Origin of the sequence: Clostridium zhoujianii (assembly GCF_051590805.1) — a bacterium.
Taxonomy (GTDB): Bacteria; Bacillota; Clostridia; order Clostridiales; family Clostridiaceae; genus Clostridium.
Genome location: NZ_JBPUTF010000005.1, coordinates 136,328 through 162,643, shown reverse-complemented (window position 1 = coordinate 162,643; position 26,316 = coordinate 136,328). Strand labels below are relative to the sequence as shown.

Below are 26,316 nucleotides of genomic sequence, written 5' to 3'. Positions count from 1 at the left end.
TATGTTTAATTTTAATTGATTTAGATAGGAATTAGTGAGAGTTATGGAGATTAAAAAGTCCGTTAGAGAATTTATTGAATTTATTATGAGTAGAGGTAGTCTTGATAATAGGTTTATTACAAATGCTAGAGCTATTGAGGGAGTAAGAGCACATCAAAAATTACAAAAAAGTAATGAGGAGCTATATAAGGACTATGAAAAAGAAGTTTTCCTAAAGGCAGATATTAGTATGGGGATATTTAAATTACATTTAGAAGGTAGATGTGATGGTATCATTGTAGAGAATGGTGATGTGGTTGTAGAAGAAATTAAATCTACATACACCCCCTTAGTAGACATCCCAGAAGATTATAATACTATGCATTGGGCACAGGGAAAAATATATGCGTATATGCTATGTAGGGAGAAAGACATTTCTTATATTTATGTTCAATTAAGCTATTACAACTTAGATTGCAATGAAGTAAAATCCTTTAGAAAAAAGTATGAATATATAGAGTTGGTGGAGTTTGTTAAAGAACTAGTTAATAGTTATGAAAAATATGCTATGGCTGATTATGAACATAAGAAGGTTCGAAATGAAACAATAGAGATGATACAGTTTCCTTTTAAGGGATATAGAAAAGGTCAGTTAGAACTAGCTAAGGCATGGTACGGAACAATAAGAGAAGGCAAAAGGTTATTTGTTCAGGCACCTACAGGAATAGGAAAGACTATTTCAACTATATTTCCAAGTATTAAAGGAATAGGGGCAGGTTTAGGTGACAGAATTTTTTACCTAACTGCGAAGAATGTAAATAAAAAGGTGGCTGAAGATACCTTTGATAAACTAAGAGAAGATGGGTTGATATTTAGAACAGTATCTTTAGTAGCGAAAGAAAAAATTTGTCTTAATGATAAAGTTAGCTGTAATCCAGAAGATTGTCCTTATGCAAAAGATTACTACTCAAAGGTGAAGAATGTGATTTTTGAAGTACTTGAGAATGAAGAAGGGGTTTCCCGGGAAATATTGCAACATTATGGAGAAAAATATAAAATATGTCCTTTTGAATTATCATTAGAGCTTGTAAATTGGAGCGATGGAGTAATTTGTGACTATAATTATATATTTGATCCAAGAGTATACCTAAGGCGGGTAATAGATGAAAAAGGTAGGGATAATATAATCCTTTTAGGTGAGGCTCATAATCTTGTTAGCAGAGGACGGGATATGTATACTGCAAGTCTATATAAAAGTAAGTTTTTAGAACTTAGAAGGGAGACAAGAGGAAAAGTTCCATCATTGTATAGGCATATTAATAAGATAAATGACTATTTCATACAAGAAAGAAGAAATTGTGAAATAGAAGATAGAAATTATATATCTACTGAAGAAATGCCAAAAGAGCTATGTCAATTACTAAGAGTGTTTACAAGAGAGGCTGAAGAAGTATTAGGTAGGAAGGATAAATTGAGCTTTCATGAGAAACTACTCGATTTATACTTTGATTCAAATAGCTTTTTATCTATGTCTGAATTATATGGAGATGATTATGTAACCTATGTTGAAGGAACAAAGGATGAAGTAGAAATCTGCTTGTTTTGCGTAGATCCATCCAAAAGATTAAAGGCAACAATGGATAAGTGTAGGGCAACAGTATTATTTTCGGCAACACTATCTCCTTTTGAGTACTTTATTAAGGTTCTAGGGGGAGATATAGAAGATTATAGGTTAAGACTTAACTCACCATTCCCTAAAGAGAACTTAAAGGTTTACCATTATCCAGGAAATACGAGATATATGGCTAGAGAAAGAACCTTGCCAAGTATATGCGGTAAGATAATGAAATTTATAAAACAAGAGGAAGGTAATTACATTATATTTTTCCCATCTTATGACTATATGAAAAAGGCAAGTGAATTCCTATATGAGGAATATTGCTCAGAGGAATTTATTGTTCAGAAATCGGATATGGATGAAAAAGAAAAGGAAGAATTCTTAAATCAATTTTCAGAAGATAGTAAAAAAATAGCATTATGTGTAGTTGGTGGAGCATTTTCAGAAGGGATTGATTTACCTGGTAAGAGACTTATAGGTACAGTTATTGTAGGAGTAGGTTATCCTAAGATATCCTTACAAGGTGAGATAATAAAGAATTATTATAAAGAGGATGGAGATAAGATAGCATATGTATATCCAGGCATAAATAAAGTAATGCAAGCTGTTGGAAGAGTTATTAGGACTGAAAGTGATATTGGAAGAGTACTTTTAGTTGATGATAGATATAGAAATAGAATATATTCTTCACTAATACCAGATGAATGGAAACCACTTTTGGATAGTAAAAAATAACACTCTAGTTTAAGTAAATCAACTAGAGTGTTATTACATTGTAAATTAAGAAATAGAAATAGTATAACTACATCCAAAAGATTTATTTTCATCTAAGGATATGATACCTTCTTTTTCTTTTAACTCTCCAGTAAAGTTATCATAGTCAGCATGACCAAACCAAGGCTCAATACATACAAATGGAGCTCCTGCTGCTGGTGCCCATAATCCCATATAAGGGAAACCTGTGAAATCTAGAGAAAGTGATTTACTATGATTTTTTGATTGAATAGTAATTTTATTAGATTTTAAATCATCAAATACTAAGGCATCATTATTAAATACTTCTTTTGATAGAGGTATAGTGTCAGAGTTGTTTAGGTAATCTAATCTTTCACCTGTAAAGTATCCTTGTTTATTAAGCAACATTATTGAACTTGTTTCCTTAGAATTAAATTTAAATGAATAGTCTTCAAGTTTTTCATTTTCTTCAATAGGACACATAAAAGCAGGATGGGCCCCTATTGAGAAAAATATTTCTTTATCATCTAAGTTATTAACTGTATATGTTACTTTAACTGCATTTTCCTCAAGAGAATATGTGATTTGTAGTGAGAATTTATAAGGATAAACCTTAAGAGTATCTTCGGAGTACTTTAATTCAAAAGTAATTGAATCTTCAGATTGTGATAATAAGTTGAAATCAGATATTCTTGCTAAACCATGCTGAGGTAATTCATATTCGATACCATCGACTCTATATTTTAAATCTTTAACCTTACCAACTATAGGGAATAAGATTGGAGCGTGATATTTCCAAAATTCTGGATTACCATTCCAAAGATATTCTGTTCCAGTAATTTTACTTGTTAATGAGTGGATTTCGCCACCGTGGTTACTTGCAGTTATCTTAACTGTTGAATTTTCTAATGAGTAAATCATAAATCTCATCCTTTCATTATTAAGTAGAATAAATATCATAAATTTATTACAATATAAATTATACTATAGGACAAATTAATGTTAAATATATATAGACTTATTGAATGTTGTGATAATAGGATTTATAATAAATATTTTGAAATAGGGAAAAATTTTTATGATAATATGAGTAGTATATAAATTAAATATAAGAATTATGAACATAGAATTATAATAAAAGCATATATAATAGAAATATTAGTATAAGGAAAAATGGTGAAATTAATGATAGATAATAAACAAGAAAGAAAAATATCAAAAGTGGATTTATTAATCCATTTAATAGTAAAAGTAAAGAGGGATGATATTTTTGCGCTTGCATCGCAGCTTGCGTATTATTTAGTATTAGCATTTTTCCCGTTTTTAATATTCCTTATTACATTAATGGGTTTTATTAAACCTAATGCAATCGATATTCTTGAAGGATTAAAAGCAATAATGCCAACTAGTGTTTTTGAGTTAACAGAGTCAACAATAAGGGAAATTCTTGGATCTCAGAATACAGGATTATTAGGGATATCAATCCTATTGTCAATATGGACAGCATCTTCAGGATTTAGAGCTGTTATTAAAGGTATTAATAAGGCTTATAATATAAAAGAAAAAAGATCATACATTAGAAGATCAATAATTTCATATATAAGCACAATAGTATTAGCATTAACTGTTGTAGCAACTCTTATTTTATTGGTTTTTGGTAGTGCTATAGGAAGATATCTCACAGAGATTTTACCATTTCATGATGTAATATTAGTAACTTGGAATATATTAAGGTATGTAGTTATAATTTTTGTATTAATTTTTGTATTTGCTGCTATTTACAAATTTACTCCATCAAAAAGATTAAAGTGGCGTCAGGTACTGCCAGGGGCAATTGTTAGTACCTTTGGATGGATAATAATATCTTTAGCTTTTTCATTTTATATAAATAACTTTAATAATTACTCAAGATTTTATGGCAGCTTAGCAGCTGTTTTCATATTAATGATATGGTTATTCTTAACATCAATAATCTTTATGTTTGGAGTAGAGATTAATTCTGTTTTAGTGATAAAGAAAAAAGAAAACAAATTTTAGAATTTTATTTTAAATCTTGAATAATAATTTCCTTATATGTCAATTATTATTAAGGAAGATATTCAGGAGGTGCTAAAATGAATAAAATAGTATTGTTAGGTAGATTAATTAAGGATCCTGAACTAAGGACTCTAGAGAGTGGAGAGAAAGTTTTTAGCAAGTTTATTGTAGCAGTTGATAGAAGCTTTAAATCCGCTGATGGAACTAGAAAGGCTGATCTCATTCCTGTTACTGTTTGGGGTAAAAAGGCTGAGGTAATATGTAAGTATATGAGAAAGGGAAGTTATATAAGTTTAAGTGGTCGATTAAGAACGGGAAGCTATGAGGATAGAGAGGGAAATAAAAAGTATATAGCAGAGGTTGTAGCAGAAGATTTTAAATTTGTTGGTGGAAGAAGGGACTATGAGGAAGATAGACCAGAGGAAATAAATGAAAATTAGATTATAATCCCATAAAATATAATAGGAAATATAGTGTAATAAAATATATTATAGTAAATCTTGAAATGTTTGATTTTTGTGTTATAATAGGTATATGAGATGATAACGTATTCACGTTTTTCAATTATGGTTTATGAGAATTATGGTTATATAAAAAAGAGCTTATGGCTCTTTTTTGTTTTATAGGACAAAAGGATGAGATTAATTTGTTAATCTCATCCTTTTATTATAGATATTATTATATTATTTGAATAAAAATGCATTATTTAGAAAGAAGGTATATTACTCGACAAAAATAGTACTATAAGTAAACAAAATAAACCAATAAATCTTAAATAAAAGTAGAAGAAGTGAATAATTAGTTTTTTTATGTCAATAAATAAAAAATAATTTTTAAAGATACACACCATGCTTTGACAATATTTTAGAAAACAGTATGATACCATTTACTTATTAATTAATATTATGTCTAGTAAATGAAAGGAGTATAAAGGTATGGTTGTAGAGAACTTACTTATTACAAGATCTATAAATAGTGTGGAAATGAAGTACACATATAAGCTGACAAAACGTAACTACGAAGATGTACAAGCATATGGCATAGAGATAGAAAGAAATGATATGAAAAATGGAAAAATTATAAATATAGTAAAAGATAGTGTAGACTTAATTTCAACTCAAAGACATAAAGTAAAGGAATTATTAGATATGTTATATAAGAATGAAGTATCACCAATTCATCTAGTTGATATAATTGGGAGCTATGTTGATGAATATGTCTATGATTTTGATAATATTAGTATAAAGGCAAGTAATCAAAATTGAAGATATGACGATATAAAGAAGTTTTAAATTTTTCTTTGATATATAGTAAAATATAATTCGAGGGGATGGTGACAATGATAAAAGGAATTGGAACTGACATTGTAAAGGTAGAAAGAATAGCACAATCTATTAGAAGAACAGAGAACTTTCTGCCTGGATTATTTACATTAAAAGAAATTGATTATTTTAAAAGTAGAAAGAATAATGTGGAAACAATAGCTGGGACATTTGCTGCTAAGGAAGCGGTAAGTAAGGCTTTAGGAACAGGGTTTAGGGGGTTTAGACTAAAAGACATAGAGATAATTCATGATGAACTAGGAAAGCCAGCTGTTAATTTAAGCGATAAGGTAATAACTTTATTTAATTTAACTAATTACAAAATACATCTAACAATTTCCCATACAAGTGAAGATGCAATTGCTTTTGCGATATTAGAGGATATTTAATAAAGATTAGATATTAAGAAGGAAAGTATACATATTTTTTAGTAATAGATAAACGAGCAATTCAAGAGACATAATATAAGAAATACTGAAAACATTAGAATATATGATTACAAACTAGAATAATTTCAACAAGGTACTAATAAGAATATTAATGAATAATTTACCTTGGAGGAAATATGAAGAGTGAAATGCAGTTCTTAAAAAATATTAAAGGGAAGAAATGGATGTTGTTATTATTACTAATTCCCTTTATATCAATCATATTAATAATAACGTTCAGGCATACATATGCTCCAACAAATGAAGAGATTATAGAAAAAATTAAAAAGATAGATGCTTACAATACAAAGGCAGAATATATAATAAAAAATACTAAGAGTGAGTATAAAGAAGAAACAAATATGTATTATTGTAAAGATATTGGTATGAGAATAGAATTTGGGGAGGATAGGGTTAAGATATACAAAGATGGTTTCGTTAGTATGAATGATAATGGTGATGAATACGAGATAAAGGAGAATTTTGATACATTATATCCATTGGCATTCTATAATAATATTTTAAATAATGAAATAAAGGAAGTAAAAGAAGGAGCAGAAGAATGGGGAGATATAAAGTATCTTGAGGTCGATGTGTCTTTGTCAAGTAAGAACAAACATATATCTTCTGCAAAGGTTTATATCAACAAAGAGGACAAGAGCCCAATTATCACAAAAATATTTGATATTGATGGAAAAGAAAGAGTAACGATAATATATAAAAACTTTAAGGAGCTAAAAGAAATAGATAGGGGACTATTCTAAATATACAACTTAGATAATTTATGAAAATGTATTCTGAGTAGGTGCTATTGTATATGCACCTATTTCAGAAAATTATTAGTAAATAATTAATTAACCATAGAAGAAAGCTAAAATTATAGTTTTATAAATAGAAGATGAAAATTTAATAGGTAAATAAAAAATAAAAAAAAGGCCAAGATTAACATCACAGTAGGATATAAAGATATATACATATGACCTGTAGGCAAGGAGAGCGTTATTTATCTTAGACTATGGTAGTAGAAGTTTGTATGAAAACTGTTAACAGACTAAGGATATATATAGCATAAGTCTACAAAAAAAGTGAGGATATTATATAAATAGTAATTTATTTGTAAAAAAGGGTATTTAAATATACATTATCCTTTGACATAGTGACATAATTTGCAATATAATTTGAGTATACATAGAACTCTTTACTACCAAGGAGGAAGAATTATGTCACAGCTATCAAAGAGTAAAGGAATATTGGAAATAAAAAAACAAAATAAAAAAAATAGTAAATTATTTGAGGAAGATTTAATACTATATAGTGAAGAGGATAAAGACCTCGAGTTTTTTGAGATAATGAAAAAAGGTTATATAGAAATGGGTCAAATTAACTTAAGTATTGCTATTGATGATGAGAAAGAACTTGTTGATGTTAATAATTATGAGACATGGCTTTGCGGAGTGTGATTATTTAGATGACGACTATGGTAGTAAAAAGAGGAGATATTTTTTATGCTGATTTAAGTCCGGTTATTGGATCAGAGCAGGGAGGAATAAGACCTGTAATAATAATGCAAAATGATATAGGTAATAGATACAGCCCAACAGTGATTGTTGCAGCTATTACATCGCAGATAAATAAAGCAAAATTACCTACTCATGTGGAGATATCTTCAGAAGAGTACGGACTAAATAGGGATTCTGTTGTTTTACTTGAACAAATAAGAACTCTAGATAAGAGAAGATTAAAAGAAAAGATAGGACATATGACTGATAGCGATATGGAAAAGGTTAACAAAGCTTTATTGATAAGTTTAAGTTTGGTATAAAAATAGAAGGGAATAAAAGGAATCGAGATGAAACTTATTTCATCTCGATTTTATTTTAATAAAAATAAAATACATCATAAATACAAATAGTATATACTAATTAAAATGTTTACATAAGAAAAGTAAGCATAATTAAATATATAGTATATCCAAACTACAAAAAATGTGCTAAAATATTCTTAGAAAATTAGGGGAAAATAGAGTCTATAAACATATTAAATTATCTAGGAGGATATATAATGAAGAAAAGTAAGGAAGAGCTAATTCAAATTTCTAAGCTAATTAGAAAGGATATCGTTGAAATGTTAACAGAGTCAGCTTCTGGGCACCCAGGTGGTTCATTATCAGCAACAGATATAGTTACAACATTATTTTTTAATGAATTAAACATAAATCCAGAAAATCCGAAAGATGGAAATAGAGATAGATTTGTATTATCTAAGGGACATGCAGCCCCTGTTTTATATAGTGCATTAGCAAGAAGAGGATATTTTGATCCAAAGGAATTATTAACTTTAAGAAAAATCGGTTCAAGATTACAAGGACATCCTAATATGAATGATCTTCCAGGAATCGATATGTCAACAGGTTCACTTGGCCAAGGAATATCAGCAGCAGTTGGAATGGCATTAGCTGGAAAGACAGATAATAAGTCATATAGAGTATATTCTGTTTTAGGTGATGGAGAACTTGAAGAAGGTCAAGTATGGGAAGCGGCTATGTGTGCAGCTCATTACAAATTAGATAATTTAACAATATTTATAGATTTTAACGGATTACAAATAGATGGAGATATTACAAAAGTTATGAATCCATCACCAATAGATAAGAAATTCGAAGCTTTTGGTTGGAATGTAATGATTATAGATGGACATAATTACGATGAAATTTTAGATGCTATTGAAAAGGCTAAGAATCATAAAGGTCAACCAACTGCGGTAATTTGTAATACTGTAAAAGGTAAGGGTGTATCATTTATGGAAAATGAAGCTAGTTGGCATGGAACAGCACCAAGTAAGGAACAATGTGAAGCAGCAATTAAGGAAATTGGAGGGGACAAATAATGAGTAAGAAGATAGCAACTAGAGAAGCTTACGGAAAAGCATTAGCAGATTTAGCAAGTACAAATAAAAATGTAGTGGTTTTAGATGCAGACCTTTCAAAGTCAACAAAGACAGCAGATTTTAAAGATGTTGCTCCAGAAAGATTCTTTAATATGGGAATTGCTGAAGCTAATATGATGGGAGTTGCAGCAGGACTTTCAACATGCGGTAAGGTTCCATTTGTAAGTACATTTGCAATGTTTGCAGCAGGAAGAGCTTTCGAACAAATAAGAAACTCAATATGTTATCCTAAATTAAATGTCAAGGTTTGTGCTACACATGCAGGGTTAACAGTAGGTGAAGATGGAGCATCTCACCAAGCTATAGAAGACATCTCGCTTATGAGAAGTATTCCAAACATGACTGTAATCAATCCAGCAGATGCAATAGAAACAGATGCTGCTATAAAAGCAGTTGCAGAAATGAATGGTCCATGTTATGTGAGACTTGGAAGAATGGCAGTTTCAAATGTAAATGATGCAAGCACATATAAATTTGAAATTGGTAAGGGTGTTACTTTAGCAGAAGGAAATGATGTAACTATTATAGCAACAGGAATAATGGTTGAAGCTGCATTAGAAGCTAAAGAAGAGTTAGCTAAAGATGGAATAAATGCAAGAGTAGTGAACATTCATACTATAAAACCAATAGATAGCGAGCTTATAGTTAAAGCAGCTAAGGAAACTGGTGCTATAGTAACTGCAGAAGAACATAGTATCATAGGTGGACTAGGTTCAGCAGTTGCAGAAGTTGTTTCAGAAGAGTGTCCAGTACCAGTAGTAAAGCTAGGGGTTAATGATACATTTGGAGAAAGCGGAAAGCCAAATGAATTATTAGAAGCTTATGGATTAACTACTAAGGAATTAGTAGCAAAAGTTAAGAAGGCTTTAGAATTAAAGAAATAAATTATTGATATAAAAATAGGGTGTATCAAAATAGTAGGTTATTTTGATACACCCTATTTTTAATATTTAAATATAGTTGAGACTATATTTAAATATTAACAACAAAGGATATTTTTTAGTGACAAGAGGAACTATAATTATAATTAGATATTAAAAAGGAGGAGTGGTTAGTATGGATAAGAGTAGAATAAAGGAGTATTTATTAATAACATTTGGAATTATATTGGTAGCTATATCGGTAGAGTATTTCTTTGCACCAAATAATTTAGCAGCAGGTGGTGTAACTGGATTAGCAATAGTTATAAATAGTCTTATTCCAAGTATAGGCGTTGGAACTATTACATTGATAGTTAACTTATTATTATTTGCCTTAGCATTTATGGTCATTGATGGGAATTTTGGAGGGAAAACTATTTTTGCTAGTGTTGGCCTTTCAGTGGTTATGTGGATTATTGAAAGTTTTTTTGCACCAAGTGCAATTACAAATGATTTGGTTATTGCTACAGTATTTGGAACAATTATCTCGGCTTTTGGGATGGCAATAGTATTTAATAACAACTCTTCTACAGGGGGTACAGATATACTAGCTAAGATATTAAATAAGTTTTTACATATCAATATTGGTACGGCTCTACTTATAGTAGATTTCTTAATAACCTTTGGGGCTGCTATGGTATTTGGATTAGACATTGGATTTTATTCTATGCTTAGTGTAATTATCTTAGGGATTACAGTTGATAGATTTATTGATGGATTTAATCTTAGTAAAGAAATAATCATTATGAGTAGTAAGCAGGATGAAATAAGTAAATTTATTTTAGAGGAATTGTTTAGAGGGTGTACTTACTTAAAAGGTGAGGGTGCTTATACAGGTAAGGACATAAAAGTAATTTATACAGTATTAGGTCGTAGTGAATTTATTAAATTAAAAGGATTTATAAAAAAAATCGATCCCAAGGCATTTATTAGTGTTAGGGAATCTCATGAAATTTTAGGAGAAGGCTTTAAAGAAATGGACTAAACTTAAGGAGGAACTAATGAAGAAGTTTAAAGAATATCTATTAATCACAGTAGGAATTATAATAATTTCTATAGGGCTAGAGTATTTTTTCTTTCCAAATAAGATAGCTTCAGGGGGAATATCAGGATTAGCTTTAGTATTGAACGATGTATTTAATGTAGAACCAGGAATTGTAATGACAATGTGTAATGCAGTGTTATTTGTATTGGGATTCATTTTCATTGGAGGGAGCTTTGGTATAAAAAGCATATATGCAGCTTTTGGATTATCAGCTATACTATCAGTAATAGAAAAAACTATGGCACCAGTAGGACTAACAGATAACTTAATACTTGCAAGTATTTTTGGAAGTGTTCTTTTAGCAATGGGATCTGCCATTGTTTTTAATCAAGGCTCATCAACAGGGGGTACTAGTATTACTGCCAAAATATTAAGCAAATATTTTAATATGGATATAGGTAAGGGACTTTTAATTTCAGATTCAATAGTTATTATATTAGCAATATATACATTTGGAGTAGAGCTTGGCTTGTTTGGATTATTGAGTGTATATTTAACTAGTAGTTTAGTTGATAAATTTATAGATGGATTTAACTCTTGTAAGCAAGTTATAATATTTACATCGCAACAAAAACTTGTGGTTAATTACATTAAAGACGATGTAGATAGGGGATGCACAGTTTTTAAGGGGAAAGGAGGATATACAGGGGAGGAGAATACTGTTATATTTACTGTTCTGAATAGAAGAGAGTTTATTAAACTTAAGCAATTCATGAAAGCAGAAGATCCAGGAGCATTTATAACTGTAAATGAAGCTACAGAGGTGTTAGGGAAAGGATTTGGAAGTTTGATAGAGCAGTAATAGGATAATTAAGAATGACGAGTTTTCCGAATTTATAAAAAAAATATATAATGAAGTAAAATAGTGAATTATATCCTCATATAAGAGGACTATGGTATAATATAACTGTAAGATGGACAGGTATTTTAAAGAAAAATATCTAAAAGTGCTAAGGAGTGTTAACATGATAAAATTTAAGAATGTATCTAAAATTTATGATAATAATGTAAAAGCCCTATCAGATGTAAGTATTGATATAGAGGCGGGGGAATTTGTATTCCTAGTTGGTCCATCAGGATCAGGTAAATCAACTTTTATAAAAATGCTTCTAAAAGAGATAGAGCCTACTAAAGGGAGTATTGTTGTAGGAGGTACAAATTTAACAGATTTACAAAGAAAGGAAGTTCCGTATTTTAGAAGAAAAGTAGGGATGGTATTCCAGGATTTTAGATTAATTCCTAATCTAAATGTATATGAAAATGTAGCCTTTGCGATGAAAGTTGTAGAAGCATCACCAAGAGAAATCAGAAGAAGAGTACCTATGGTATTATCACTCGTTGGGTTATCTCATAAATACAAAATGTTTCCAAACGAATTATCAGGTGGAGAACAACAGAGAGTATCATTAGCAAGAGCTATTGTAAATAACCCATCTGTATTAATTGCAGATGAGCCTACGGGAAATCTTGACCCAGAAACAGCTAAAGAGATAATGGCTTTATTAGATGATGTAAATAAAGCAGGAACTACAATTTTGATGGCTACTCATGCTAAGGATATAGTTGATAACATGAAGAAAAGAGTTATTGCTATAGAAGGTGGAGAAATAGCTAGAGATGAAAAGCGAGGTATGTACGAAGATGAAAATTAATACAGTAAATTATTTCATAGGAGACGCGTTTAAGAGTTTAAAAAGAAATAAGACTATAAGTATAGCATCAGTTATAACCGTCTTAATTACATTCTTAGTTTTAGGAGTATTTTCACTTGTTGCAAAGAATGCAAATTTAGCAATTATAGGTGTTGAATCTAAGGTAGAGTTAAAGGTGTTTTTACTTGATGATGTAAAATTAATCGACAAAAGAGAAATAGAAGTTAAGCTTAGAGAACAACCAGGAGTAAAGGAAATACAATACGAATCAAAGGAAGAGGCCTTTAAGAACTTTGAAAGTAGTATGCAAGAGAGTGAAGGGATGTTACAAGGATATACTTTAGAAAAGAATCCATTCCCAGAGTCATACATAATAAAACTTGATGATCCAAGTTATGCAGAGAGTATAAGTGAAGCTGTTAAAGATTTACCAGGAGTTGAAAGTATAAAAAATCAGCAAGATTTAATAAATACTGTCCATAATATAGTTAGAGGTGTAAAAATTATAGGTATAATCCTATTTGCAATTTTAATAGGAGTATCTATATTCTTAATAATGAATACAACAAAGTTAACAGTATATTCAAGAAGAAGAGAAGTTGGAATAATGAAGTTTGTTGGAGCAACAGACTGGTTTATTAGATGGCCATTCATTATTGAAGGAATGGTTATAGGGTTCTTTGGAGCACTATTCTCTGTAATAGCAATATATATTAGTTATGAGCTTGTATCTTCATGGATAGCGGCTAATATGATAGCAGTAAGGCTTGTACCAACTAGTTATGTATCAATATCACTATTATGGAAGTTTATTCTAGGTGGTATTGCGGTTGGTGGAGTTGCAAGTTATGCAGCATTAAGAAAATTCTTAAGAGTATAATTTATAATTATAAGAATAGAATACTTACTATAGGAAAGGGTATCTTCGAAGAATGAAAGGAAGTTTGAGTAATGAGCCAATTGGGAGAAGGAAGAGAAAATAGTATAAAGAGAAAAAAACTTACTAAAAATCTTTTGATAGTAGGAACTGTTATAGCGATAATAGGATCATTTTTTGCAGGAAATATATTTGCAAAATATGGATATGTTATGGGACCTAATGGGGCTGAATACTCAAAGGTAATGAAGAACATAAAAGATGTAGATAAGTATAGTGCTTTATTTGAAGTAAGAGAGGACTTAAATCGTCTTTATGATGGAGAATTAGATGATAACGCTATGCTTGAAGGAGCTATAAAAGGAATGACTAATGCCTTAAAAGATCCATATACAGTTTTCATGAATAAAGAAGAATATGATAAATTTATGGAATCTAATTCGGGAGCATTTATGGGTATTGGGGTATATATAGCTTTAAAAGATGATAAGGTCACTGTAGACTCTCCAATTGAAGGCGGTCCTGCAGAAGCTGCTGGTGTAAAGGCAGGAGATGTAATATTGGCAGTTGATGGAGAGGAAATAGGAAATGATCAATCTAAGGCAGTATCATTAATATCAGGAGTAGAGAAGAAGGCTGTTAAACTTACTATTAGTAGAGGTAATGGTGAAGTATTTGATGTTGACGTAATGAGAGACACAGTAAAGACAGTATCAGTTAAGGGTGAAATGATTTATAATGAAGTAGGATATATAAGATTAACAAGTTTTGATAAAGATGTATCTAAAGATTTTAATAATATGCTTAAAGATTTTAAAGCAAAAGGAATGAAGGGTTTAATTCTTGATCTAAGAGGAAATGGTGGTGGATATTTAACAGAAGCTGTTAATATTGCATCAGAGTTTATTCCAAAAGGAAAGACAGTAACCTATACAATAAATAAATATGATCAAAAAGATGTATCATCTTCAGTTGGAGGTATAGCAGAAGGTACACCACTTGTTATATTAACAGATGGATTAACTGCTAGTGCTTCAGAAGTTGTTACAGGAGCCTTAAGAGACTACGATATTGCAACGACAGTAGGTACTACAACCTATGGAAAAGGTGTAGTACAATTACCTTTTGAAATAAAAAGCGGTATTGGTGGATTAAAGGTTACAATTTCAAAGTATTACACACCTAATGGTGAAAACATTAATAAAAAAGGAATTAATCCTGATTATGAGGTTAAGTTATCAGAAGAAGATATTAATAGAGCCTATGACAGAAATAGTGATCCTCAATTCCAAAAAGGTCTTGAGGTAATCAAAGACAAGATTAAGTAGGAGGGGCGTGAGTTATGGATTTAGTACTATATACATTAAGATCTGTGGCATATGTTATTGTAGAGCCCTCACTAATGTTAATATTAGTTTTACTCGGAGTAATGTTTTTCATTAAAAATAGAAGATTAGTTGTAATGCAAAAAATGATAGTAGGGGAGAGTGTAAACTCTCCCCTAGAACTTACATTATCACAAATAGTATTAGGTATATTTGCAGGGATACTGGCAAGTTTAATTTTAAGTCATTTGGGAGTAATATTTACAAAAAATTCAGGTATTGAGTTCCTATTCATGTTATCAGTACTGTTAATGTTTATAAAACCTAGATTTGTATGTTTTTCTTATTCAGGAGCAGTATTAGGAATAGTAAGTTTAATATTTACTTATTTCAATATAACAACAAGTAATGGAGAAGGACTGTTTAGGGTTGATATTATGGCTCTTATGACCTTTGTAGGTGTTTTACATATTGTTGAAGGAATTTTAGTGATGTTTGATGGGGATAGAGGAGCTATACCGGTATTCTCCAATAGAAATGGCAGAATTATTGGTGGCTATGCCCTAAGTAGGTATTGGGTATTACCTATAGCTATTTTCATTGCCTACTCTACAGCTTCTGTATCTGGAGCTGGAACGGAAAGTATTGGTACACCAGGATGGTGGCCACTTTTAAATAGTGATAGTATAATGTCTATTATTAACACTATGGTGCTTACGTTACTTCCTATGTTTGGTGTATTGGGATACTCCTCAGTTACATTTACAAGAAAGAAAAAAGAAAAGGCAATATCATCAGGGGTTTTTACATTAGGTTTTGGTATATTGCTTACTCTTGTAGCACAGTTAGCTAGGTTTGGATTCATTGGAGAAATAATAGTGGTATTATTTGCACCTCTAGCTCATGAAGGTATGATGATAATTCAAAGAAAATTAGAGGAAAAGAGATCTCCTATATTTGTGAGTGGAGCAGATGGAATATCTATTCTTGAAGTAATTCCATATTCAAAAGCATTTGAACATGGATTAAGAGCTGGGGATAAGATACTTAGTATAAACGATAAAGAAGTATTATCTGAAAAAGAAATATACTCAATTGTGAAAGAGGGTATATATAATTTTACATTAAGAGTAAGAGACAAAAGAGGTAGTGTTAAAGAGATTTATATGAAAAATGATAAGAGAGGATTTGGTGCTGTCTTAGTTCCTAAAGCTGTAACACCGGATAAGGTAGTATCATTTGAGAATAGAAACTTTAGCGAGGTATTACAAAAAATAAAAGAAAATAGAGAAAATAAAGATAAGTGATATAATGAGGTTGGCTGGTAACAGTCAACCTTTTTTGTGGATAAAAATATTAAATAGGGACAAAGATAATATTATATGATTGACTATAATAGGGGGAAAAAGTAAAATATAGATACGAATATAAGTTCGATTAAAGAGAGCAGGTGAAATTATGGGAGAATTTAAAATACATTCAAAATTTAAACCTACAGGTGATCAACCTAGGGCTATAGATGAGCTTGTTAATTCAATTAACAATGGTAATAGAGGGCAAACATTACTTGGAGTAACTGGATCTGGAAAGACCTTTACAATGGCGAATATAATAGAAAAGTTACAAAGACCAACAATAATATTAGCACATAATAAAACTTTAGCAGCACAGCTATGTTCAGAATTTAAAGAATTTTTTCCGGACAATATTGTTGAGTATTTTGTATCTTATTATGATTATTATCAGCCTGAGGCTTATGTACCTCAAACTGATACATTCATAGAAAAGGATGCATCAATAAATGATGAAATAGATAAACTTAGGCACTCTGCCACTTCAGCATTATTTGAAAGAAGAGATGTAATTATAGTAGCATCAGTATCTTGTATATATGGATTGGGTAACCCAGATGAATATAAGAAGCTTACAGTTAGTTTAAGAACAGGAATGGAAAAAGATAGAGATGAGATAATAAGAAGTCTTATTGAAATTCAATATGAGAGAAATGATATAGATTTTAAAAGAGGTACCTTTAGAGTAAGGGGAGATTCATTAGATGTAATACCAGCATCATCATCGAATAAAGGTATTAGGATAGAATTTTTTGGGGATGAAATTGATAGAATAAGAGAGTTTGATGTCTTAACGGGGACTATTTTAGGAGAGAGGGAACATGTAGCTATATTTCCAGCATCTCACTTTGCTACTTCAACAGAGACTTTAGAAAAAGCAATAAAAAGAATTGAAGATGAACTTGAAGAGAGGCTAAGAGAGCTTAATGCCCAGGATAAGTTATTAGAGGCGCAAAGAATAAGACAAAGAACTAATTTTGATATAGAAATGATTAGGGAGATGGGATATTGTAGCGGGATAGAGAATTACTCAAGGATACTTGATAATAGAGATCCAGGTACACCACCAAAAACATTAATAGATTACTTCCCAGAAGATTTCTTAATGTTTATAGATGAAAGTCATGTTACATTACCTCAAGTAAGAGCAATGTATGCAGGAGATAGATCAAGAAAGGATTCACTTGTTGAGTATGGATTTAGATTACCTTGTGCATATGACAATAGACCTTTAAAATTTCCGGAGTTTGAAAAGAAGGTTAATCAAGTAGTGTTTGTAAGTGCAACACCAGCCCAATATGAACTTGATAATTCTTCAATAATTGCTGAGCAGATTATAAGGCCAACGGGATTATTAGATCCAGAAATAATCATAAGACCAGTTACTGGTCAAATAGATGATTTATATGCAGAAATTCAAAAGACAACAGAAAGAGGCTTTAGAACATTAATAACTACTTTAACTAAGAGGATGGCTGAGGATTTAACAAAGTATTTGACGGAGCTGGGGATAAAAACTACTTATATGCACTCTGATATAGATACTATTGAGAGAATGCAGATAATTAGAGATCTTCGTTTAGGAGAATATGATGTTTTAGTTGGAATAAACCTTTTGAGAGAAGGTCTTGATATTCCAGAAGTAGCATTAGTGGCAATATTAGATGCAGATAAAGAAGGTTTCTTAAGGTCGGAAACATCTCTTATACAGACAATCGGTAGAGCAGCTAGAAATTCAGAGAGTAAGGTAATTATGTATGCGGATAGAATAACTGGATCTATGGAAAGGGCAATAAAAGAAACTGAAAGAAGACGAAAAGTTCAAAATGAATATAATGAAGAACATGGAATAATTCCCACAACAATAATTAAGGATGTTAGGGAAGTGATTGAAGCAACTAAGGTATCAGAGGAGTCAGTTGAATATAGTACTGAAGAAGAAAGCGGGAGCTTAAGTCCAAAGGAAAAGAAAGCATTGATTAAGAAGTACACAGCAGAAATGATGGATGCAGCAAAGAATCTTCAATTTGAAAGAGCTGCAGAACTTAGAGACCTTTTAGAAAAGTTAAAAGAATAGAAAAAGAGATAAGCAATTTGATTGCTTATCTCTTTTTATTTATTAATATTTGAAAGGACTTTTCGAAGTACCCTTTTACCAACAACATCTTCTTCCATTTGAGCAATAGCTGTATTAATTTTTTCCCATCCAGCCATCTCTACTTCATCTGATTTTGTTAATGTTCCAGATTTATATCTTGCTTGGAATGTTAGCATAAGCAATTCTTTACCATCTATATATTCAGTTCCAAGAAACTCAATATTATCTACCTTTATTCCTGTTTCTTCCAAAACTTCTCTATAAACGGTATCTTCTGCTTTTTCATCTACACCTATATAGCCTGAAATAAGAACCTTAGAATTTTTATATATGTAGCTCTGTTTCAATAAGAGTATTTCATCATCCTTAATAACAGCAACCATTATACATGGTTTTGGTAAGTCAAAAAACAATTCATTATCATATGAACAATAAGGTACTCCACCTTCATCCCAGCTATATTTCTCTTCTAGTTGTTTTCCGCAAATTGGACAAAAGTTGAATCTCATATTATCCCCCTGTTTTCTATAGTCTATATATTAATTACTATAGCATAGTATAGTAGCTACCTCAATATAATATCCACAGGTTTATCTAAAGTTATACCTAGTTCAGTAACATTGCATGAATAGGCGAAAATATCCACTCCATGTTTATCTGCAAGTCTTAGTGCGTTACCAAAATTTGGATCAGTTTCATCGTTTGGTCTAAAACTTTTTACATCATCTATTTGAATTAAGAAAAGAACTCCAGCTCCACGACCGCTATTTTTCACATCAATCAATTCTAATAAGTGTTTTGTTCCTCGCTCTGTTGGAGCATCTGGGAATCTACAATGACCATCTTCTTCTAGTGTAACACCTTTAACTTCTAGATAATATTCTTCACCATTTTCATTAGATAGTTTAAAATCAAATCGACTAGAACCAAAAGTTTTTTCGCTTAAAATTTGAGGATACTTTTTCAACTTATCCACAGCACCATTTTCTAGAGCTTCTTTTACTACCTTATTTGGAATTTGAGAATCGATGCTTATTAAGGTATTTTCTTTGTAAGCTGCTATTAAATCAAAGGCTGTTTTTCTTGTAGGATTAGTTTCTTCTCTTAGGAAAACTGTACATCCAGGAACTAATATTTCACGACAACGCCCAGTATTAGGTACATGGACAACAATTTCTTCTCCCTTAAATAATACATGGGCATTAAATCTATTAGGTCTTTTTATAAAGGTTGCTTTGTGTATATTTTTATTATAGTTCATTTATCCACCTCTTTTATACACATTATCCACAGAAACTATCCACAGTTTTGTTGAATATGTGTGTATTTATTATAGAAAGTTACTCTTTGTATGTAACAGATTTTAACGGATAATTATTTTTTATGCAACTTTCTCTATATTGTTGTTGTAATAAAAAGAATTAGTATATATTGTGTTTTAATTTCTGTGGATAAAGTATTAGCTAAAAACAGGTTATCCACAGAAATGCAATTTCTATCCACATTATACACATAAACGCCTATTTTAGGGCATTAAGCTTGTGTATAACTTTATTTACTTATCCACATGGTTTTTATAATTTATGAGAATAAGTCAGAGAATGAAAATAAACAATTATTATTAGATAATTAATAGTAGTTATTATATAATATAAAAGAATATGGTAGTATAATTGACAATAATATAGATAAACTTTAAAATGGTTATAGAACTTATGTTCGGGATTAAATTATAAGAAGAAGTACAAAATATAGATATTAAGTGAAAAGGGGATTACATTATGAAAGATAAGATAATAATTAAAGGAGCAAAGGTACATAACTTAAAAAATGTAGATTTGGAAATTCCAAGAGATAAGTTGGTTGTATTCACAGGACTATCAGGATCAGGAAAGTCATCATTAGCTTTTGATACATTATACGCAGAAGGTCAAAGAAGGTATGTAGAATCTTTATCTGCTTATGCAAGACAATTTTTAGGACAAATGAACAAACCTGATGTTGAGTATATAGAAGGGTTATCACCAGCAATTTCTATAGATCAAAAAACTACAAGCAAAAATCCAAGATCAACAGTAGGAACTATTACTGAGATATATGATTATTTAAGATTATTATATGCAAGAGTAGGAACACCATACTGTCCAAAGTGTGAAAAAGAAATTAGTAAACAAACTGTGGATCAAATAGTGGATAAAGTTATGAATCTTGGGGATAGAACTAAAATTCAGATATTAGCACCTATTATAAGAGGTAGAAAAGGTAATCATGAAAAAGTAATTGAAAATATAAAGAAAAGCGGATTTGTAAGAGTAAGAGTTGATAATGAAATATATGATTTAAGCGAAGAAGAAATAAAAATCGAAAAAAATATTAAGCATAACATTGAAGCAGTCGTTGATAGATTAATTATAAAAGATGGAATAGAGGGTAGATTAACAGATTCTTTAGAAACAGCCTTAAAATTAGGTGAGGGATTAGTATTAGTTAATATTATAGATAAAGAAGATATATTATTTAGTGAAAAGTTTGCATGTCCTGACTGCGGAATAAGTATAGATGAGCTTGCTCCAAGATTATTTTCCTTTAATTCACCTTTCGGAAAGTGTGATGAGTGTGACGGGTTAGGTAGCTTGTATGAAATAGACGAAAATCTAGTTATACCTAATAAAGAACTAAGTATTATGGAGGGTGCAATAGCTACCTGGGGAGAAGGTAGATTAAAGGGAGATTCATGGACATATGCAATTTTAAAAGCTTTAAGTAAGGAGTATGATTTTTCATTACAAACTCCAATAAAGGATTTATCAAAGAAGGTTGTAGATATACTATTCTATGGAACTAAGGGTAAGAAGCTACCTGTAGAGTATGTAAAGGATGGGGTAAAAGCTATCTATAACTATGCTTTTGATGGAGAAATAAATTCTTTAAAGAGGAGATATAATGAAACTAACTCAGATATGATTAAAGGCGAAATAGAACAATATATGAGTAATAATCACTGTCCTAAATGTCACGGAGCAAGGCTTAAGAAAGAAGCTTTAGCAGTTAGAGTGGGAGATAAAAATATAAACGAATTTACTAAATTACCAATTAGAGAAGAATTAGAGTTCTTAAATAGCATAGAATTCTCTGAGAAGAATAAAATTATTAGTGAGCAAATTGTAAAAGAGATTAGGAGCAGATTACAATTTTTAATTGATGTTGGACTTGATTATTTAAATCTATCAAGAAATTCAGGAACTTTATCAGGAGGAGAATCTCAAAGAATAAGATTAGCAACACAAATTGGATCATCATTAATGGGAGTCTTATATATTCTAGATGAGCCAAGTATAGGACTTCATCAAAGGGATAATGATAGATTAATTGGAACATTGAAGAATCTTAGAGATGTAGGTAATACAGTTATAGTTGTAGAACACGATGAGGATACAATGAAAGAAGCTGACTATATTGTTGATATAGGACCTGGGGCAGGGGAACATGGTGGTAAGATAGTTGCAGCTGGTACGCTAGATGAAATAAAAGCATGTGAAGGGTCTATTACTGGTCAGTATTTAACTGGAAAGAAGAAGATAGAAACACCTACATCAAGGCGAAAAGGTAATGGACAAAAAATAACAGTTAAGGGTGCAAAAGAAAATAATTTAAAGAATATAAATATATCAATTCCTTTAGGAACATTAACAACAGTAACAGGTGTATCTGGATCAGGAAAGAGTACTCTAGTGAATGATATATTATATAGAGGGTTGAATAAATTAGTAAACAGAAGTAAAAATCCAGTAGGTGCTCATAAGGAAATATTAGGCTATGAGAATATAGATAAGATAATAGATATTGACCAAAGTCCAATAGGAAGAACACCTCGTTCTAATCCAGCAACTTACACAGGAACTTTTGATATCATAAGAGAACTATTTTCTACAACGCCAGAAGCAAAGATGAGAGGATATAAGCCAGGAAGATTTTCATTTAATGTTAAAGGTGGAAGATGTGAAGCATGTTCAGGTGATGGAATTATAAAGATAGAGATGCAATTTTTATCTGATGTATATGTTCCTTGTGAAGTATGTAAGGGAAAGAGATACAATAGAGAAACTCTAGAAGTAAAATACAAAGGTAAGAACATAGACGACATATTAAATATGACAGTAGAGGAAGGATTAACATTCTTTGAAAACCTACCTAGAATTAAGAATAAACTACAAACATTATATGATGTGGGATTAGGATATATTAGACTAGGTCAGCCATCAACTCAATTATCAGGTGGAGAAGCTCAGAGAATTAAATTAGCTTATGAGCTATCAAAGAGAAGTACAGGAAAGACTTTATATATCTTAGATGAGCCTACTACAGGATTACATATTGATGATGTAAGTAGATTGGTTGAGATTCTTCAAAGATTAGTTGATGCAGGTAATACAGTTATAGTAATAGAGCATAACTTGGATATGATAAAATGTGCTGATTATATGATAGATTTAGGACCAGAAGGTGGAGATAAGGGTGGTACATTAGTAGCACAAGGGACTCCAGAGCAAATTGCTAAGAATAAGAATTCATATACTGGTAAGTATTTAAAGAAGATGCTGTAATTCTTAATTAATTATTATGTAATAGAATAATTATGGTTTTATACATCATTTGTTGTATAATCTAAGTTATATAGGAAAAATATTTTTGAGGTGAAGTTATGAATTTTTCTAAAATTGCAGCTGTGGTGTTTGGTATTATTTTTATAATTATTTTATACTCTATAATTTACCAAGCTCTAAAAATAATGAGTAAAGATGTCAAGGGTGGTGGAAGAAAGAGACAACCTACATCCAAGAAAACCCATGGGCTAGAAGTGCTAGAAGCAGTAGAGGGTACGAATATAAAAAAGGGATCAGTAATTCCAGTTAGAAGTACTATTACTGTAGGAAGAAAAGATGATAATTCCATTGTATTATCAGATCAGCACGTATCAGGTAACCATGCTAGATTAGTGATAAAAAATAATATTCTTTATATTGAGGATTTAAACAGTACAAATGGAACTTTTGTAAATGGAAATAGAATTACAGGTAGAGTGAAGCTATTTGGAAATGATGAAATAAAGATAGGAACAACGAATTTTAAAGTTTTAGCATAGGTTTAAGGATCGAGGTGGTAAGGTGAAGATGCGAAAGGATGAAAAGAAGCTATTAATATTTACATATATTTTATGTATAGCTCTTTTTGGAAATCTAGCAATATTAAAGAATCCTATTAATAAAAGTGCGTTAATAATGGGTGTAGTATTATGTTTAGTAATAGGTTATGCACACTACGTAATCAGAAAGTTTTATCCCGATGGAGATAAGTTCTTACTTATATTTGCAAGTATTCTATCTGTAATAGGAATTGCAATGATATATAGAATCGAGCCACCAGAAGGAATTAAACAAGTGGTTTGGTTTATTTTGGGGATAATAGTATACATTTTAACGGTTGTACTATTACCAGATATGACAAAGTTATCAAAATATAAACACGTGTATCTTGGAATAACATTAGTATTAATGCCATTAGCATATTTATATGGATTAATAACTGGTGAGTCTACTTATGGTGCAACTAACTGGGTATTTATCGGGGGGATGGGATTCCAGCCTTCAGAATTTGCAAAGATAACTTTAGTTATATATTTAGCAGCAGTTTTAAAGGATTATGATTCTGAAAAGAAGGGATTAGATCGTATAAAACAATTAATACAACCAGCGCTAGTAGTAATGTTCTCACTAGGATGTTTAGTTCTTCAAACAGATTTAGGTTCTGCATTAATATTCTTTGGAGTTTCAGTATCTATATTATATGTTGCTACATCAAAAAAGAAATATGTTGCAACTTGTTTAGGACTATTTGCAATAGGTGCTAGTATAGCATATAAACTATTTGGTCACGTTAGAAATAGAGTTGAGATATGGAAAGATCCATGGGCTGATCCAAATGGAGCTGGACATCAAATTGTAGAAGGATTATTTTCAATTTCTTCAGGAGGGATGTTTGGTTCTGGGTTAGGACAAGGATATCCAGGTTTTGTGCCAGTACCAAGTTCAGATTATATTTTTGCAATAATTTGTGAGGAATTTGGGATGGTATTTGGGATAGGAATAATGATTTTCTTCTTCTTACTATTCTATAGAGCTATAAGAGCAGCTTTTGTAACTGAGAATAAGTTTTCACAGATTACAGCAGTAGGATTAAGTGTAATGATAGCTTGTCAGGTATTGGTTATAATCGGAGGAATATTCAAAGTGATTCCTTTAACAGGTATAGCACTACCATTTGTTAGTTACGGTGGTAGTTCGATGCTGACTACTTTCTTTGCACTAGGAATATTACAAAAGGTATCAGAGGAGGGCTAGAATATGAATGACTTTAGAAATAATGTAAAGAAGGTAATGGTAGTCTTTTCATTTCTTCTTGTAGCTTTGATATCTTATATTGCATATTTCCAAGTTTTTAAGGCACCTGAAATAGCTGCAAAGACTACAAATAAGAGATTATGGGCTAAGAGAAATGAAGTTTTAAGAGGAACTATTTATGATAGAGATAAGAATGCCTTAACTAGTGGTGAGAAAACAGGTACCCTTACACAATCAAGAGAATATATACAGGGAGACTTATATGTTCATGCTTTAGGTTATGTTAATCAGAAGTATGGATTAACTGGATTAGAGGCTGCTTATGATGAAGAATTATCTACTTATAGTAGTGTAGGAACGGGATTAAGAAGCTTTCTTAGAGATTTTGATTCGGAAGAATTAAAAGAGGCTTTTAAAACAAGGGGAAAAGATGAACCTAAAGTTGGCAATGGATTAATTACAACTTTAGATCCAGCAATTCAAAAAGCAGCTTATGATGCTCTTGGGAATAGAAAAGGTGCTGCAGTGGCCTTAAATCCAAAGACTGGAGAGGTATTAGCTATGGTATCTAAGCCAACATACAATCCCAATGATTTAGATGCAGCCATGGCTACTGGGGAAAATGAAGGAATTCCACTTATAAATAGAGCGGTTGCAGGATTATATCCTCCAGGGTCTACTTTTAAACCTATTACAGTAGCAAGTGCATTAGAGAATATTCCTGGTGTTACATCGAGGATATTTAAGGATGAAGGTAGGATAGTATTTAATGATAAACAGTCATTGCCTAATGTAGGTGGGCAGGCTCATGGAGATATTAATCTTAAGACGGCATTTCAGCTATCAAGTAATGTAGTTTTTGGTACTTTAGCAATGGAACTAGGGAATGATAAGTTGAAGGAAACAGCAGAGAAGTTCGGATTTAATAAATCAATTCCTGCAGATGGATTTAGAATTGAGAATAGTAGATTCCCTACATTAGAAAAGTATGAAAAAGGCATGATTGCACAAAGTGGTATTGGTCAAAGTAGTATTTTAGCAACACCTATGCAAATGGCATTAGTTGCGAGTGCTATAGCTAATGATGGAATAATGATACAACCTAAGCTTGCAAATGAAGTAGTTGATATGAATGGAAATACAGTTAAGAAAATAGGCAGTAAGAAATACTCACAAGCACTATCGGCTGAGGATGCAAATATAATAACTGATTATATGGTAAACTTAGTTAAGAGTAATGGAATGTCTTATTTTAATGGTAAAAATGTTGCAGGTAAAACAGGAACAGCAGAAAATTCTTCAGGGAAAGATCATTCATGGTTTATAGGATTTGCACCAGCAAATGATCCTGAAATAGCAGTAGCCGTAATTGTTGAAAATGGTGGATTCGGGGCAACATCAGCAGCACCAGTTGTTGGAAGCATGATGAATGCGGCTTTTAGTAAATAAAAAATATTTTTAGAGCATTGTAGAAATACAATGCTCTTTCTAATTTAATAAATATTACAAAAAATGTTTAAAAATGGAATAGACTATATTATAATGTATATTGTATATGTAAACGATATTTAAGTTTAATTGGAG

The 26,316-nt window shown here is 30.9% G+C and carries 24 protein-coding genes; 21 read left to right on the top strand and 3 right to left on the bottom strand.

Going from position 1 to position 26,316, the window contains the following annotated elements:
- The first annotated feature begins 43 nt into the window (after positions 1–43).
- The gene (locus ACSYT2_RS17550) at positions 44–2,332 is read left to right on the top strand and encodes an ATP-dependent DNA helicase (RefSeq protein WP_438385306.1); all 2,289 of its coding nucleotides are present in this window, start codon (positions 44–46) and stop codon (positions 2,330–2,332) included.
- Between the two features lie 45 nt (positions 2,333–2,377).
- Here the strand turns inward: ACSYT2_RS17550 and ACSYT2_RS17545 are convergent, their stop codons facing one another.
- A complete protein-coding gene (locus ACSYT2_RS17545) occupies positions 2,378–3,253 on the bottom strand; it encodes an aldose 1-epimerase family protein (RefSeq protein WP_430857034.1) in 876 nt (291 codons plus the stop codon).
- A gap of 264 nt (positions 3,254–3,517) precedes the next feature.
- On the opposite strand from ACSYT2_RS17545, the gene ACSYT2_RS17540 reads away from it, so the two are divergent.
- The 16 genes from ACSYT2_RS17540 (at position 3,518) to uvrB (ending at position 18,313) form a co-directional block, all read left to right on the top strand.
- Positions 3,518–4,369 (top strand): YihY/virulence factor BrkB family protein, encoded by an 852-nt coding sequence (locus ACSYT2_RS17540; protein WP_438385304.1) that lies wholly within the window; start codon positions 3,518–3,520, stop codon positions 4,367–4,369.
- Positions 4,370–4,446: 77 nt separating this feature from the next.
- Positions 4,447–4,809, top strand: coding sequence for a single-stranded DNA-binding protein (locus ACSYT2_RS17535; RefSeq protein ID WP_430857032.1), 363 nt, complete (start codon positions 4,447–4,449; stop codon positions 4,807–4,809).
- Positions 4,810–5,304: 495 nt separating this feature from the next.
- On the top strand, positions 5,305–5,634 hold the full coding sequence (locus ACSYT2_RS17530) for a DUF6514 family protein (RefSeq protein WP_430857031.1): 330 nt from the start codon (positions 5,305–5,307) through the stop codon (positions 5,632–5,634).
- 74 nt (positions 5,635–5,708) lie between these two features.
- Positions 5,709–6,080 (top strand): holo-ACP synthase, encoded by a 372-nt coding sequence (gene acpS, locus ACSYT2_RS17525; RefSeq protein WP_438385303.1) that lies wholly within the window; start codon positions 5,709–5,711, stop codon positions 6,078–6,080.
- Positions 6,081–6,256: 176 nt separating this feature from the next.
- Complete coding sequence (locus ACSYT2_RS17520; RefSeq protein ID WP_438385301.1) at positions 6,257–6,883, top strand: germination lipoprotein GerS-related protein; 627 nt, start codon at positions 6,257–6,259, stop codon at positions 6,881–6,883.
- A gap of 456 nt (positions 6,884–7,339) precedes the next feature.
- Positions 7,340–7,579 (top strand): hypothetical protein, encoded by a 240-nt coding sequence (locus ACSYT2_RS17515; protein ID WP_430857028.1) that lies wholly within the window; start codon positions 7,340–7,342, stop codon positions 7,577–7,579.
- Between the two features lie 8 nt (positions 7,580–7,587).
- Positions 7,588–7,941, top strand: a complete 354-nt coding sequence (locus ACSYT2_RS17510) for a type II toxin-antitoxin system PemK/MazF family toxin (RefSeq protein WP_430857027.1) — start codon at positions 7,588–7,590, stop codon at positions 7,939–7,941.
- Positions 7,942–8,180: 239 nt separating this feature from the next.
- Complete coding sequence (locus tag ACSYT2_RS17505) at positions 8,181–9,005, top strand: transketolase (protein ID WP_430857026.1); 825 nt, start codon at positions 8,181–8,183, stop codon at positions 9,003–9,005.
- Positions 9,005–9,949, top strand: a complete 945-nt coding sequence (locus ACSYT2_RS17500; protein ID WP_430857025.1) for a transketolase family protein — start codon at positions 9,005–9,007, stop codon at positions 9,947–9,949. Before ACSYT2_RS17505 ends, ACSYT2_RS17500 begins: the two co-directional genes overlap by 1 nt.
- A gap of 172 nt (positions 9,950–10,121) precedes the next feature.
- The gene (locus ACSYT2_RS17495; protein ID WP_430857024.1) at positions 10,122–10,970 is read left to right on the top strand and encodes a YitT family protein; all 849 of its coding nucleotides are present in this window, start codon (positions 10,122–10,124) and stop codon (positions 10,968–10,970) included.
- 16 nt (positions 10,971–10,986) lie between these two features.
- The gene (locus ACSYT2_RS17490; RefSeq protein ID WP_430857023.1) at positions 10,987–11,832 is read left to right on the top strand and encodes a YitT family protein; all 846 of its coding nucleotides are present in this window, start codon (positions 10,987–10,989) and stop codon (positions 11,830–11,832) included.
- Between the two features lie 163 nt (positions 11,833–11,995).
- The gene (gene ftsE / locus ACSYT2_RS17485; protein WP_430857022.1) at positions 11,996–12,682 is read left to right on the top strand and encodes a cell division ATP-binding protein FtsE; all 687 of its coding nucleotides are present in this window, start codon (positions 11,996–11,998) and stop codon (positions 12,680–12,682) included.
- Positions 12,672–13,562 carry a permease-like cell division protein FtsX gene (gene ftsX, locus ACSYT2_RS17480; RefSeq protein WP_438385315.1) on the top strand — a complete coding sequence of 297 codons (891 nt, stop codon included), beginning with the start codon at positions 12,672–12,674 and terminating at the stop codon, positions 13,560–13,562. The genes ftsE and ftsX overlap by 11 nt, the downstream gene beginning before the upstream one ends.
- A 71-nt stretch (positions 13,563–13,633) precedes the next feature.
- Positions 13,634–14,887 carry a S41 family peptidase gene (locus ACSYT2_RS17475; RefSeq protein WP_438385298.1) on the top strand — a complete coding sequence of 418 codons (1,254 nt, stop codon included), beginning with the start codon at positions 13,634–13,636 and terminating at the stop codon, positions 14,885–14,887.
- A 14-nt stretch (positions 14,888–14,901) separates the two neighbouring features.
- Positions 14,902–16,191, top strand: a complete 1,290-nt coding sequence (locus ACSYT2_RS17470; RefSeq protein WP_438385296.1) for a signal protein PDZ — start codon at positions 14,902–14,904, stop codon at positions 16,189–16,191.
- Between the two features lie 151 nt (positions 16,192–16,342).
- The gene (gene uvrB, locus ACSYT2_RS17465; protein WP_438385294.1) at positions 16,343–18,313 is read left to right on the top strand and encodes an excinuclease ABC subunit UvrB; all 1,971 of its coding nucleotides are present in this window, start codon (positions 16,343–16,345) and stop codon (positions 18,311–18,313) included.
- Between the two features lie 35 nt (positions 18,314–18,348).
- On the opposite strand, the gene ACSYT2_RS17460 is transcribed toward uvrB, so the two are convergent.
- Together ACSYT2_RS17460 and sfsA are read right to left on the bottom strand one after the other, a co-directional pair.
- Positions 18,349–18,843 (bottom strand): NAD(+) diphosphatase, encoded by a 495-nt coding sequence (locus ACSYT2_RS17460; protein WP_430857018.1) that lies wholly within the window; start codon positions 18,841–18,843, stop codon positions 18,349–18,351.
- Between the two features lie 56 nt (positions 18,844–18,899).
- On the bottom strand, positions 18,900–19,595 hold the full coding sequence (gene sfsA, locus ACSYT2_RS17455) for a DNA/RNA nuclease SfsA (RefSeq protein ID WP_430857017.1): 696 nt from the start codon (positions 19,593–19,595) through the stop codon (positions 18,900–18,902).
- A gap of 520 nt (positions 19,596–20,115) precedes the next feature.
- Here sfsA and uvrA point away from each other — a divergent pair.
- The 4 genes from uvrA to ACSYT2_RS17435 all read left to right on the top strand — a co-directional run bounded on the left by uvrA (position 20,116) and on the right by ACSYT2_RS17435 (position 26,181).
- Positions 20,116–22,938, top strand: a complete 2,823-nt coding sequence (gene uvrA, locus ACSYT2_RS17450; protein WP_430857016.1) for an excinuclease ABC subunit UvrA — start codon at positions 20,116–20,118, stop codon at positions 22,936–22,938.
- Between the two features lie 98 nt (positions 22,939–23,036).
- On the top strand, positions 23,037–23,477 hold the full coding sequence (locus tag ACSYT2_RS17445) for an FHA domain-containing protein (protein WP_430857015.1): 441 nt from the start codon (positions 23,037–23,039) through the stop codon (positions 23,475–23,477).
- Positions 23,478–23,505: 28 nt separating this feature from the next.
- Entirely contained in the window at positions 23,506–24,732 is a 1,227-nt protein-coding gene (locus ACSYT2_RS17440) for an FtsW/RodA/SpoVE family cell cycle protein (protein ID WP_430857053.1), read from the top strand.
- Positions 24,733–24,735: 3 nt separating this feature from the next.
- Positions 24,736–26,181, top strand: a complete 1,446-nt coding sequence (locus tag ACSYT2_RS17435) for a peptidoglycan D,D-transpeptidase FtsI family protein (protein ID WP_438385292.1) — start codon at positions 24,736–24,738, stop codon at positions 26,179–26,181.
- Positions 26,182–26,316 lie beyond the last annotated feature (135 nt).